Genomic DNA, 12,070 nt, shown 5'->3' on the forward strand with positions numbered 1-12,070 from the left:
TCACACTCCCTGTTTTGATTCAAGAGATACGAATGTAACTTGCGGTGGTTCCGAGAGCTTCACGCCGATGGCCCGGACCGGCTCCCTCAGGCGGACCATCCTCTTCGACGGTCCCGGCACGGACCCGTGCAGTATGACGTAGCTGTTCCTCACGGTCCCGTAGTGCAAGAACCCGCCCTTCGGGGTGACCTCCTCGCCGTTCTCGCCGATCTTGAGGACGCGCTTGTTCAGCTCGGTCCTCTGGTGGAAACCTATCTGGCCGCCCTGCGGGACGGTCGGCCTGACGTAGTTCGGCCTCTTGGTCCCGAGGGTACCCACTAGCCTCCTGTGCTTGCTGTTCTTGTGCATCAGGAGCTTCGTGCCCCACCTCTTGGTCGTGCCCTGCCACCCCTTTCCCTTGGTGATGGAGGCGACATCGACCATCTCTCCTTCCTTGATGAAATCTTTGATCGTCACAGCCTTGCCCAGGACGCCCTTGGCGTATGATAGCCGGTCGGCCATCTTTGCGCCACCGATCCTGATCTCCATGAGCTCAGGCCTCTTCTTCGGCAGGCCACTGATGAGCACCGGCTGAGTGTACACGAGCGCGCGGACATCGTCGTACTCCAGCTTCTCCGCGGTTGCCCAGCCTGCCTTCTCATCGTACTCCTTCGGTATCGGCAGCCTGCGTGCGAGCTCCTTGTCCAGGTTCTTCGCCCACACCTCTCCTATGGCCTTCCTGCCGTAGGCGGTGTCCTGGTAGAAGCGAACTGCGCACACTTTCACCGGCGGGACTTCCAGCACTGTGACGGGCACCTGGACTTCCTGCCCAGCAGTCGTGCTCCTGGGCCGAAAGTCCACGATGAAAGCGTGGGTCATCCCTGCTTTGTACCCGGCAAAGCCCTGGAGCTTCGCTCCGTCTGCTCCTTCTGGCCATTGGGAGATTCTGGCGGTTATGCTCCTGGCTCTCTTTCTCGGTGAGTAGCCCATTGAGCCCTTTCTTGGACGTCTTGTCTGTGGCATTGCTATCCCTCGTCTCGGTTCGATAGACCTTGCTGTGAGTCCTCGAGTATTCGAGCACAGCGTCCGAGAGGCAACGTTTCTCGGCCGTGACGCCTCGTTCGCGCCTGAAAATTCGTTTCAGCGCGAGTATTGGGTTGCTCGAAGCATTGCCCAGATGGCGTCTGGCCGATACCGCCTCAGGTATCGCAAGCCGCTGAATGGGCTGCTGATATATAAACGTGACCGCTCGCCCAGCGGTCAGAGCTTGCCTTCCTTCACCTTCTTCTGGGCCTTCTTCGCCCGCTCCTTTGCGGTGAGGCCCGTCGCTCTCTCCAGAAAAACGTTGTACGCCTTGATCGTGCTCAGGGCGACCTCGTCCCCGACCGAGGGGTCCATCTTAGTATCAACGCACACAGTTTTCTTGCTCGGCCAGACAGCTATCTCCTTCAGCGCCCCGAACGATGACACGAGCTCCCCGTCCCTCTCCTGCACGTTCCCGAAGATGTCCTGCATGTGGACCTTGAGCTTCTCCAGCTGTATGTTGTCTTGATGGCCTCTGCGGATCTCGTATTCCTGCATCGACTCACCTTCTAGCAGTTAAGCTCCGTGCTTCCTGAAAAACCTTTGGAGGTCGCACGTGCCGCCCATCACGAACCCTTCGAGATCCATCACGCTTCTCCAGATCTCCCTGCAGTCGCATTCTGGCGCTCCCAAGCGTGATGCGTCCTGGGTCTGGGAATAGCCCTTGATCGAATCAAGGATCACATCATCGCACTTGCCGCAGTTGTGTGCTCCTCGTTCCTTGCCTCCGCCCGTCGGGTCGCATATGATCTTCTTGCCAGAGTCCTTGCTGGCCTTCAGGACGTCCAGGACGCTCCAGAGCCATGGGGGCCTGTACGCCCAGTTCTTCCAGAGTCTCTCGACAAGGGTTCCCTTCTGTACGTTGACTGGGTTGAGCGAGACGGTCTTGCTGTTCTTTGCCGCATGTATCATGGTGGCCTTCGCATCGGCGACCGCCTCCGCTTCAGTCAGGAACGGCGGTTTGAGGAGCACATAGGTCCTGATGTCGACTCGTTTGTCCGTTAGCACTTGAACCGCATCGTCATAGTCCTTGACAGTGAATCCTTTGTTGATCGAGTATATCAGGACCTTGCCGTTCGCGCTCTCCAGCCCGAGTGCCAGCTCGATATGGTCGTGGGTCCTGAGGACTCTGTCTAGTGTCTCTGGCGTTACGTACTCCGGTCTCGACTCGAACAGGAGTCTCGTATGATTGTCGGCGCAGTGCCTGAGTATCTGATCCGCCTGCTCGACGGGTATCTCGCACTCGTCGAGGAACGACCCTGACGTGTATACCTTCAGCAGGTCGACCTTGCCCAGTTCCTCGATCGCGCGCGTGAACTGCTTTGAGATGTCCTTTGGTGCGATGGTCCCGCTCGACCCGATGTTGTATCCACACATCGAGCACCCGCCTCTGTGGGAATGGCTGCATCCTGTCGTCTGAAGTATGATGACGCCGGCTTCGACGATCTTGCCATCAAGAGACTCCTTCTCTTTCCAGACTGACGCCGGTGAGTCCGCACCTCTCCTGTGCGTGCGCCTGGTCCCCGTTTCATCTCTCATGTCCTAACCGGCAAAACGCTGAGATGCTCAGAGATCGTAGGGCTTGAGAGTTCTTCGGCCGTTCTTCTTCGCCCGCCTCGCAGCGCTCTCGATCATCTCGTGGACCTCTCTGTCCAGTTCGTAATAGAATTCCTCGGAGATCCGGATGCCCTCTCCGGCCACATCCTTGACCTCAGACACCTTGATGACCATCTTACCGTTACGCAAGGCTGAGACTTTCATACGCTCCCCCGCTTGAATCCCCGAGTGGGACTAGAGCTAATGCGCATACCCTTCTTAACGTTTTCCTTCGTATTCGCACCCACAAAGCTTTTTCATGCGCATTCTTCTATCGGGACGGGACACAATGATGGACGTCGATTCCAAGGTCGAATTGGCCTCAAGGGACGCTCTCGAGATCGTCACGCCCGAGGAGCTGAGAAATCTCTTCGAGACCAGCTCCAAACCTACTGGGTACATCGGATACGAGCCGAGCGGGTTCGTACATGCTGGACAGATTATCACCGCGAGCAAGATCATCGACCTACAGAACACCGGCGTCGAGATGACCATCTTCCTGGCGGATTGGCACGCGCTGATCAACGACAAGATGGGAGGGAAGATCGAGAACATACGAGCCTGTGGAGAGTACCTACGCGAGTGCTTCATTGCGTTGGGAGTGAAGGACACTGCGAAGTTCGTTTGGGCCAGCGACCTCATCGACCATTCAAGCTACTGGGAGAAGTTCATCCGCATATCCAAAGCGAGCTCTCTCACTCGCATCAAGCGAGCGATGACGATCCTCGGAAGGACTGAGGATGAAGCCGAGATCGATGCATCCAAGGTCATGTATCCTCCCATGCAGGCAGCGGATATCTTTGAGCTAGGAGCTGACATCGCTCTCGCCGGCATGGATCAGAGACGGGCTCACATGCTGGCCAGGGATGCCGCCGAGAAGCTCGGATGGAAGAAGCCCATCGCGCTCCACACCCCGTTGCTTGTGAGCCTCCTGGGCGCAGGAAGGATGGACCCTGTAGACGCGAAGATGTCAAAGAGCAACCCAAACAGCGCGGTCTTCCTGCATGACTCGCCGCAGGAGATATCGAAGAAGATCAAGGGTGCCTTCTGTCCCGCAGAGGTCGAGGGGAACCCCGTCGTAGACACAATGAGGCTCATAGTCTTCCCGAAGCTAGGTTCGGTGCACATCGACAGGCCCGAGAAGTATGGAGGCCCGCTCGATTTCGCCAGCTTCGCAGAGCTCCAGCAGTCCTATGCGTCTGGCAAGCTCCATCCGCAGGACCTGAAGAAGGGCGTATCCGATTCCATGTCAACATTGCTTCTGCCGGTTCGAGAGTATTTCGAGAAGCATCCGCAGAACCTCGAGAAGGTCAAGTCACTCTCAGTCACGAGATGAGTCGATCTTCTTCAGGATCTTCATCGCATTCTCGGCTGATATGTTCAGAATGGCCTCGACGTCGCCAACCCCCGTGAGGCCAGCAGCGCCCGGATGACCACCGCCGCCGTTCGTGGTCTCGGACCCGACTCCTCCCAGCAGCTTGCCGAGATGGATGCCTTTTCTCACGACGGCCTGCGTCGCCCTTGCGCTTATCCTGAACTGTTCTCCCCTCTGGGAGCCCACGAAGCCTATGTCCGCTCCAAGCGATAGCAGCGATTTGCAGACGGATGCTTCGAACGCGCTGCCCTGTGAGGTCGCGATGATGTAGTTCCCGACCTTCCAGTACTTCAGCCTCTGAGCGCCCTTGAGCTGCGAGATCCTCTCCGATATGTCCGTGTCAACGTCCACAAGTCCCATCGCCTCGTCCATGGCGATGTCGTGGATGGCCATCAGCTCGGAGAATGTGATCAGGGTCGTAGGTTTCGCGAACTTGAAGTATCCCGTGTCCGTGAGCATCCCGAACAAGAGTGCCAAGGCCACATCGCGGCTCGGCTTCTTCCTTGCAGCCTTCAGCAGCTCGTAAACGATCTCCGAGCACGAGCTCTTGGTATCGTCGCAGTAGTACTGCCTAGCCTTCTCCCACCCTTCGTTCCTGGTGTGGTGGTCGACAACGATGGCTCTTGAGATGTCGATCTCGATCCCGAGCTGCTCCGGGCCAGACGTGTCAAGCACGAGGAGTCGGGCCATCGGCAGCTTCGCGATATCCTCAGATGCTTCGATGTTGAGCGTCTTCGCCAAGACCTTCGAAACCATGTCCAGACCGCCGGGAAGACCGATCAAGACCTCAGGAAACGATTGCTGCACCGCGAATGCGCTAGCGACGGCGTCGGGATCCGCGTTCCCATGCAGGAGCACTAGCGTCCCCCCTTCTTTCGATAGCTCTTCGGCGATGCTGGAAAGCACGAGCTAATGTCAGGATGAATGATGTATAAAATAGATACCTAGCTCCCGAGGAAGGTGATGCCCCGGGAGAAGATCGATGGTTTGCGCCCTAGCTCTCGTCGACCTCGGGGGCCGGTTTGGCGGGGGCGGGAGCCTGGAGTGCCTGCGTTATCTGGTCCTGAAGGCTCTTGTGCCTCTCTCTGAGGTGCTTGTCCTGCCTGTCGATCGTCTTCACGCGCACCTCGGCCGTCTCCTTCTGTTCCTTGAGCTCCGTGACCAGTGCGGGCCTGTCCTTCACCTGGATTAATAGCGACCCCACGTTCTTGAAGGCCGCTGAATCGTCCGTGATCTTCTCGAGCTCTACTATCGTCCTGTCTAGCTCACGAACCTGTGCCTCCAGCTGTATCTTCTGCGTGGTGACCATTTGTATCTGCTGTGTCAGTTGCTGGAACTGCGCGATCTGGTTCTGGACCTTCGGTGGTATGTTGTCCATCATCTACGTCCTGCCTCCTTAGCTGTCTCCTCTGCTACATTAGTCCATCTGATATATGAGTTCAGGGCCGCCCTCAGGGCGTTCTGGTCGTCCGCCTCTATGCGGATCAAGACCTCCCCTTCCCGTTTCTCTACAGAGACCTTCGTGCGTGGGATCCTTTCCGCCAACTCGGGGGAGAGTGCTCCAGCGATCACGTCGGGCTTCTCGGTCCTTACGGTCAGTTCGGCCCTGCTGGTCAAGATCATCTACCTTTGATCGATTTCCTCACGTTTGGCCGCTCTTTATAGAAGACCTTAGAGCCACACTTCTCGCACTGCAGCCCGACGGTGTTCACGTTCGTCCTCACGGGCTCCTTGCATTTAGAGCACTTGTACATCGGCATCTACTCCTTCTTCTTCCGCTTCTTGGGCTTCTCGGCCATCTCTTCAAGCTCCGCCAGTCCAGCGATCTCTTCCATTGGCGCTGCCTCCTCCTCACTGCCCTCGGCCTTAGCAAGGACCTCTTCGACGTCGCGCGTCACGGCCACGGGGGGCGTGGGCCTGTAGGAGCCGCTGGCCATCTTGGCGCCGCAGTGCCTGCAGACCCAGATGCCGCTCGCGGTCCTGCCGAGCGCCACTGCTCTGCAATACCGGCACTCGTGCCTGCCCTTGCTCACCGCTTCGACGTCCGCTATCCGCTTCCTGACAGTGACGCCGTATCTCGGGCCGAACCTGCCGGACGAACCTACCTTCTTAGTTCTCTTGGACATATCATCCCGTCCCTCAGAGCTTGGAGCGTATCTCCGCCCCGATTCTCCTAGACATGCCAACGACTTTGGACACTTCTTCCAGCGTGAATGCTCCTGCCAAACCCTTCTGCATCGCGCACAGGTTTCCTGTCTCGATCGTGGCGACCGTGAGCCTGGCATCCGCCACCCTCTCCTCGTCGTGGGTGGGGTCGAGCAGTATCTTGCCGTCTATCTTGACTGCAGTGATGGAGATTGGTTGGTGCAGCACGGGCAGCGGGTAGTCTTCTCCCTTGCCCGCCCTCTTCGCAGGAACGATTGCGGTCTTGAAAGCCGCATTCACCGCGATGTTGGCAGCATCGAACAGGTTGCCGTCGTAGTCCAGGACATGTACGTCGACGAACATGATCCAGACCTCCTTGCCGGGCTCGATGCACAGCTTGGTCATGTCGACCGCGTGTCCTTCTCTGATCCCTCTGTCGATGACCCTCGCAACCTCGATCGACTCCTGGTCTGGCGGTCCGCTCTCGAAGGTGTTACTTGCCATCGGAATGAGTTCCGCGTTGGTGGTCAGGACGCCGGTGTTCGGTGTGTCCGGGAATGGCGCGCCCAGGATGAGTTTCACCCCCACGACGACCTGCGTTTCTCCCAGGGTGACTCTCGCGGAGCCCTCCGCCGAGCCGATGAAATTGGTCTCGATGGTCAGCGGGCGTAGCTCATCGAGCTGCCTGCCGTCCGCCCTGGCGCCCTTTGCCAAGAGCTTTGAAATGTAGTCCCTCTTCAGGTCGGCGACGACATCTTTGCCCATCTAGACCGCCTCCTTCTTCATGTCGGTCTCGGAAGGCATCGCGGTCTCTGTTGCTGCTCCCTTTGCCGTGTACCTTCTCCTGAGCGCGTCTCTCTGGACCTCGTACACCTTCTTGCAGGCCTCAACGGCCATGTGTAGGCCCTTGTCGAACTCTTCGTTCGTCAGGTCGCCATCCATCTGGAGAAGCACGATCTCTCCGGCCCTCGGCACGTACCCGACCGGAATGTCTGCCTGGCCGAAGTTATCCTCCTCCTTGCCCAGGTCCAGGACCATTGTGTCAGCGACCTTGCCGGCCGCGCAGGATGCAACGAGGTCCCTCATCGGCACGCCAGCGTCTGCGAGGGCCACTGAAGCTGCCGTCAGGCCTGCGCATCTAGTGCCAGCATTGGCCTGAAGAACCTCGATATAGACATCGATCGAAGTCCTTGGGAAGTACTCTGTGAACACAACGTGTGTCAACGCTTCCGAAGTGATCTTCGATATCTCGTGCGACCTTCTGTCCGGTCCCGGCCTTTTCCTGTCGTCCACGGAGAAAGACGCCATGTTGTAGCGGCACTGGACGAGCGCCCTATCTGGGTTCTGCAGGTGTCTGGGATGGCATTCCCTCGGTCCGTAGACCGCGGCCATGACCTTGTTCAGGCCCCACTCTACATATGCGGACCCGTCCGCTCGTTTCAACACTCCCGCTTCTATCTTCAGAGGCCTCATCTCGTCTGGCCTCCGGCCGTCTATCCTGCGGCCGTTCTCGTCAATCAGCTTAAGATCCGTAGGTGCTCCACCCATTCAATTCACGCTCCCTTGTTGGAACTCTTTTCCAGGAATTCCTTGACCTTTTCCGTGAGTCCGAGGTTGTGCGCCTCGTCCTCTATCATCTTGATCGCCTGGACAGCCCGGACTATGTTGTCAAGCTCCCCATCGATCCATATTCTTCCGTTCTGCCCGACGTATATCCGGCAGGCCGTCTCATTCTTCAACATCTGTATCATAGACCCGTTCTTCCCGATGACCCTCGGGACCTTGGACGGGGATACCTCGATGACCATGCCGCCCGTAAGCTTCCTGAGCCCGTGATCCCGCATCGAGACCGAGATCCTCTTCAGCTCGTTCACGGCGACGATCTTCAGCAGGACGATGTCACCTACCTGCATGAACTTGCGAGTCTCTCCGAATTCGACCCTCCACGGAACCTCGTTCACGTGCAGAGGGGAGGGATACGGCGAGTTGATGTCGACCAGCCAGTTCGAAGCTCCCGTGTCGACGATCTTGCCGACCACCAGGTCGCCTGTCACCGGCAAGTACCGCCCGGCCAATGGGACGACGCTAACCGAATCTGGCCTCACGCTCTTTATACCCAGCTGAGAAGCGAATATCTTGCCCCCCTGTGAGTAGGTCCCGGGCCCGGCCCTCTTGCTGGATATCGCAAGCAGGTCCCCAGGTACGACTATCTCTCTCGTGTTCTCTTTAGAATCACTTGTTGGCATTTGTCTCACTCGCATGTTTGCGATAAACACGCTGCCAGCGAGGCTTCAAATCACAAAGATCTACTTCGCGGCTCGCAGTGCATTTACCATTATCTCTCGTCGGAGCCGAAAACGCATTCCTTGCTTAAAGGTTTTGGTTGCACCCCTGCGTCCCCGATGTCCTGTCAGTGGGCGCAGCCAGCAAGGCGTTTCCTACTTCAGAATCTTCGTCTCAGCTTCGCCGTGCGTCTTGTTGCTGACCTTCTCGAAGAACTCGGTTTGCAGGCCTGCGGGCATCTCGATGACGCCGATCCATGAACCGTCCTTCTGCCACTCCTCCTTCGTCAGCTTGCCGAAATGCTTGAAGTCCTCGTAGCAGCGGCCGTAGTCCTCGCCCGACACCTTGACAGCGATTCGGACCTTGTCGAACTTGATCGGAATCAGGGGTCTGAGGGCGTTCATAATTGCGGGCACCTGGGCCTCGACCGACTTGAACGGGTCGATATGGATCTTCGCCTCCTCCATCGCCGTCTCGATCCTCGCGGGCGGATGAGGTGCTCCTGTCTGCGGGTTCATAGCATTCCTCGCGATGTACTCGACGATCCTCTTGCGCTTGTTCTCCTGCATTATCTTTCGCTGCTCGGTAGTGAGCTGGACCTCTCCCTTGAGGATGATCGTCTTAGCGACCTCGGTCGCGTCCGTCGTCCCGAAGATCTCCTTTATCTTGTCCTCTGGAGCTCGAGTGCCCTTCTTTGCGTTCTTGAAGATGGTGTCAATGACCATGTGTTCGAAAAGGTTGACCTCTTTTCCGTCCTTCATCTTCTGGACGATGGCCGGATCTATCAGGATCTCAAAGCTCTCTCCGTGTGATTCGTACCTTGCGACAATTGCATCCTCAAGGTCAACCATGGTATCCGCTCAGGTCGTCATCTTCTTCACGTAGGCCTCGACCTCGGCCTCGGTGAGCCTTCTGAACCTCTCGCCCACCATGACCACGCCTATCTCAACGGCCTTCATGTTGAGGTTCTCCTCTGTGGCTTTCGCCAACGCCCTGAGCCCCAGCAGGATCGCCTCTTCCGCGGACATTTCCTCCTTGTACTGCTCCTCGAAGACGTCCATGATGGCGTTCTTGCCAGCGCCTATGGAGCCCGCCTTGTAAGCCACGAGCGCTCCGCTCGGGTCTGTCTCAAACAGGTGGCAGCCTTGGTCGTCCACTCCTGCGACGAGCAGAGCCGTTCCGAACGGCCTCACGCCACCGTACTGCGTGTAGTTCTGCTTGTAGTCGCAGAGCCTTTTGACAAGCGTTTCTATGTCCATCTTCTCAGCATAGGTGACCTTGTTGACCTGAGCAAGCATCCTCGCGTGGTCCACAAGTACTCGTGCGTCCGCGACCAAGCCGGAGGTCGCGCAGCCGATGTGCTCGTCTATCTGGAAGATCTTCTCGATGGATCGCGATTCGATGAGCTTGCTCGCGATCCGTTTGTCCACGATGAGCGCGACGCCGTCTTTGAACTTGAGCCCGACCGTCGTCGTTCCCCGCTTGACCGCCTCACGGGCGTACTCTACTTGGAACAGTCTGCCGTCGGGCGAGAAAACAGTGATCGCCCGGTCATATGCCATTTGTCCTGGTTGCATGTGTGTGACACCTCTTCTGACAGTGAAATAACTACAGCTATTGCAGCTACAACTGGATTCTGCCTAAATCCGAAGCCAGCATAGCACACTGTCCAGCAAATATCGGTAGAGCTACTTAAGCCTTCTGAATTATTGGTTCGGGTTCAAGGCGCCTCGCCCCTGTGGACTCCTGCATCGAGGTTACCTTCGCTTTATGTGTGCGCCCGCTCTAGTATCCTTCGCACGACCGAACTCGTGGTAACCTCACGAACTTGAGCCTCCCGGACGACCCAATCGAACACCGCCGTCGGGACTTTGGTGGCCAAGGGCTTCATCGCAATCGCTACAGGCGTCTTATCGTGGGCGAGGTCCTTCTTGGAACTGTCGGTGGTCGTCCTCAAGTTCTTGGTGACCAGTTTCTCGGGGTCCGTCGACAACTGCATACGTCTGCGTGCAAGTCTCTTCTGTTCTGGTCCCCCGTCCGTGCAAGAATATGATGACTTAAATACCACCAGAAAGAAGAGAAGAAGAATAAGTTGGAGACAGTACAGGAACATCTGGCTCTCACCACCTTCTCTTCTTGTGATACTCGTAGATTCTGGTTTCTTTGCCCTTCTTGCTTCGGGTTTTTCCAGAAACCACCTCGCCTGTCGCATCAAGCGTCCTCAAAGCCTCGTCGACTTCGATTGTCCTCATCCCTAGATTGCTGGCGCTGTGAACCAGCTCCGACCGAGTCATCCTGCCCGTGCGTTCCAGTATCCTTCTGACCTTCTTGACGCTCTTCTCACCGCCGACCTGATCGCACAACCTAATGGCGTCGTCGACGTAAGGTTCGATGGCCTTCTCCACTTCCTGGAAGTGCGACACGTCAACCGACCAGGTGTTACCGAGGAAAGTCATCCCGTTCTCGCTCACGGCGAAGATGATTATGAACTCAGGGAAGATGTCCTCGACCAAGCGGGAGAGAATCGCCGCTACTGCAGCGGATTCCTTCTTCCCCCTTTTGTCGAACTCCTTGCTCTTGGCGTCCCATAGCTTCTTCGCTTCATCGCTCCAAACAATTTCAGTCTCCTTCCCGATGTAGTCGTTCTGCAACTTCTTCAGCTCATCCACCAACCACTTCTCCTCCGCAATCATCCACGGGGTGGGGATGCTCTGAGGTGCCCAACGACCGTCACAAATCCTGACTGCGAAGCGAGGAATGAAGCCGGAAAGGTAATTGTCCATCGACAGAGCGTTCGTCAAGTCGTCAAGCACAGAGGCAGAGCACCAAGTTAGATGCATCGCTGGCACCGAGATTGTCTTGCTGGCGAGACGTTTCTGGAATGAATCGCCGTCTTTGAGGAGTATGACTGTCTGCTCCCAACCCTGCGTGTAGTCTCGTTGAAAAGCCTTCAAGGTCTATGCAGTCTGTCGGAGAGCGCCTCATGAAGATTGGAACGGCCATAGGAGTTGTTCTCCTCGTGTTGAACTGGGGCGTGGTCGGCTATAGTCCTTCAGTCGGCGTAATGATGCTGTTTGATTCGCCAATCGTCAAAGTGGTTGCACTAGGCACTGCCGGAGTCATACTACTCGGCCTCGTCCTCTATGTGCTGGAATGAAAAGGAAATTGGTTTGAGCCTCGCCTCGGAAAGGACCATAGGGGAGGAAAAGCGGCACATATGATGAACTTAAACGTTGCGTTCTTCAAGGACTCACTAGATGAACTCAGAATGGAAACAGAGAAGTATACCTTCGCATCGTAGCATTGATGGGAACGTCCTATGGATTTCTGCGTGTGCTTCACAGCGCGCCCGTGTGGTCACTATAGGATCCAGGTTTCTTCTGTCAGACCTGAAGAAGTTGGCTTGAGACAGATTCTGAAGATGCTGCTCTTGACGATGAGCGCAGTAATCCTGCCATTTTGCCTAGTTTGGGTGGCCCTTTCGTGATAGTGGTTTGCGCCTCCGAAAAGCCTCTATGTTGAAATGTCCCGCTATGCCTGTTCGATATCGACTATCTTCTTCTGAAATCCCTTCATCTTCACGGATCCGTTGGGGCTATCGGACATGCC

At 56.8% G+C, this 12,070-nt stretch carries 18 protein-coding genes; 2 read left to right on the forward strand and 16 right to left on the reverse strand.

The window, feature by feature from the left end; all coding sequences use genetic code 11:
• The 4 genes from KJ653_07665 to KJ653_07680 all read right to left on the reverse strand — a co-directional run bounded on the left by KJ653_07665 (nt 1) and on the right by KJ653_07680 (nt 2,793).
• Nucleotides 1-1,002 carry a 50S ribosomal protein L3 gene (locus tag KJ653_07665; protein MBU0685704.1) on the reverse strand — a complete coding sequence of 334 codons (1,002 nt, stop codon included), beginning with the start codon at nt 1,000-1,002 and terminating at the stop codon, nt 1-3.
• Between the two features lie 237 nt (nt 1,003-1,239).
• The gene (locus tag KJ653_07670; GenBank protein MBU0685705.1) at nt 1,240-1,560 is read right to left on the reverse strand and encodes a DUF5611 family protein; all 321 of its coding nucleotides are present in this window, start codon (nt 1,558-1,560) and stop codon (nt 1,240-1,242) included.
• Between the two features lie 18 nt (nt 1,561-1,578).
• Complete coding sequence (locus tag KJ653_07675) at nt 1,579-2,601, reverse strand: archaeosine biosynthesis radical SAM protein RaSEA (GenBank protein MBU0685706.1); 1,023 nt, start codon at nt 2,599-2,601, stop codon at nt 1,579-1,581.
• A 27-nt stretch (nt 2,602-2,628) separates the two neighbouring features.
• A complete protein-coding gene (locus KJ653_07680; GenBank protein ID MBU0685707.1) occupies nt 2,629-2,793 on the reverse strand; it encodes a DUF1931 domain-containing protein in 165 nt (54 codons plus the stop codon).
• Between the two features lie 157 nt (nt 2,794-2,950).
• On the opposite strand from KJ653_07680, the gene KJ653_07685 reads away from it, so the two are divergent.
• On the forward strand, nt 2,951-3,994 hold the full coding sequence (locus KJ653_07685; GenBank protein MBU0685708.1) for a tyrosine--tRNA ligase: 1,044 nt from the start codon (nt 2,951-2,953) through the stop codon (nt 3,992-3,994).
• On the opposite strand, the gene KJ653_07690 is transcribed toward KJ653_07685, so the two are convergent.
• The 12 genes from KJ653_07690 to KJ653_07745 all read right to left on the reverse strand — a co-directional run bounded on the left by KJ653_07690 (nt 3,980) and on the right by KJ653_07745 (nt 11,415).
• On the reverse strand, nt 3,980-4,939 hold the full coding sequence (locus tag KJ653_07690; GenBank protein MBU0685709.1) for a DHH family phosphoesterase: 960 nt from the start codon (nt 4,937-4,939) through the stop codon (nt 3,980-3,982). The two genes, KJ653_07685 and KJ653_07690, sit on opposite strands and share 15 nt — an antisense overlap.
• Before the next feature lie 88 nt (nt 4,940-5,027).
• Nucleotides 5,028-5,411, reverse strand: coding sequence for a prefoldin subunit beta (locus tag KJ653_07695; GenBank protein ID MBU0685710.1), 384 nt, complete (start codon nt 5,409-5,411; stop codon nt 5,028-5,030).
• Nucleotides 5,411-5,656, reverse strand: coding sequence for a hypothetical protein (locus KJ653_07700; protein MBU0685711.1), 246 nt, complete (start codon nt 5,654-5,656; stop codon nt 5,411-5,413). Before KJ653_07700 ends, KJ653_07695 begins: the two co-directional genes overlap by 1 nt.
• Nucleotides 5,653-5,787 carry a DNA-directed RNA polymerase subunit P gene (locus KJ653_07705; protein MBU0685712.1) on the reverse strand — a complete coding sequence of 45 codons (135 nt, stop codon included), beginning with the start codon at nt 5,785-5,787 and terminating at the stop codon, nt 5,653-5,655. The genes KJ653_07700 and KJ653_07705 overlap by 4 nt, the downstream gene beginning before the upstream one ends.
• Before the next feature lie 6 nt (nt 5,788-5,793).
• Nucleotides 5,794-6,159 carry a 50S ribosomal protein L37ae gene (locus KJ653_07710; protein MBU0685713.1) on the reverse strand — a complete coding sequence of 122 codons (366 nt, stop codon included), beginning with the start codon at nt 6,157-6,159 and terminating at the stop codon, nt 5,794-5,796.
• A gap of 13 nt (nt 6,160-6,172) precedes the next feature.
• Nucleotides 6,173-6,943 (reverse strand): exosome complex protein Rrp42, encoded by a 771-nt coding sequence (locus KJ653_07715; protein ID MBU0685714.1) that lies wholly within the window; start codon nt 6,941-6,943, stop codon nt 6,173-6,175.
• Nucleotides 6,944-7,726 (reverse strand): exosome complex exonuclease Rrp41, encoded by a 783-nt coding sequence (locus KJ653_07720; protein MBU0685715.1) that lies wholly within the window; start codon nt 7,724-7,726, stop codon nt 6,944-6,946.
• A 5-nt stretch (nt 7,727-7,731) separates the two neighbouring features.
• On the reverse strand, nt 7,732-8,424 hold the full coding sequence (locus KJ653_07725; GenBank protein ID MBU0685716.1) for an exosome complex protein Rrp4: 693 nt from the start codon (nt 8,422-8,424) through the stop codon (nt 7,732-7,734).
• A 192-nt stretch (nt 8,425-8,616) separates the two neighbouring features.
• Nucleotides 8,617-9,312: a ribosome assembly factor SBDS gene (locus tag KJ653_07730; GenBank protein ID MBU0685717.1), complete on the reverse strand. Its 696-nt coding sequence runs from the start codon at nt 9,310-9,312 to the stop codon at nt 8,617-8,619.
• 9 nt (nt 9,313-9,321) lie between these two features.
• Nucleotides 9,322-10,038: an archaeal proteasome endopeptidase complex subunit alpha gene (psmA, locus tag KJ653_07735; GenBank protein MBU0685718.1), complete on the reverse strand. Its 717-nt coding sequence runs from the start codon at nt 10,036-10,038 to the stop codon at nt 9,322-9,324.
• Between the two features lie 191 nt (nt 10,039-10,229).
• Complete coding sequence (locus tag KJ653_07740) at nt 10,230-10,460, reverse strand: hypothetical protein (protein ID MBU0685719.1); 231 nt, start codon at nt 10,458-10,460, stop codon at nt 10,230-10,232.
• Nucleotides 10,461-10,581: 121 nt separating this feature from the next.
• Complete coding sequence (locus KJ653_07745) at nt 10,582-11,415, reverse strand: DUF3987 domain-containing protein (GenBank protein ID MBU0685720.1); 834 nt, start codon at nt 11,413-11,415, stop codon at nt 10,582-10,584.
• Between the two features lie 29 nt (nt 11,416-11,444).
• Between KJ653_07745 and KJ653_07750 the strand changes: the two genes are divergently transcribed.
• Nucleotides 11,445-11,618 (forward strand): hypothetical protein, encoded by a 174-nt coding sequence (locus KJ653_07750; GenBank protein MBU0685721.1) that lies wholly within the window; start codon nt 11,445-11,447, stop codon nt 11,616-11,618.
• The last annotated feature ends 452 nt before the right edge of the window (nt 11,619-12,070 follow it).

It is taken from the genome of Candidatus Thermoplasmatota archaeon, from assembly GCA_018814355.1.
In the GTDB taxonomy this organism is placed as follows: domain Archaea; phylum Thermoplasmatota; class Thermoplasmata; order UBA10834; family UBA10834; genus COMBO-56-21.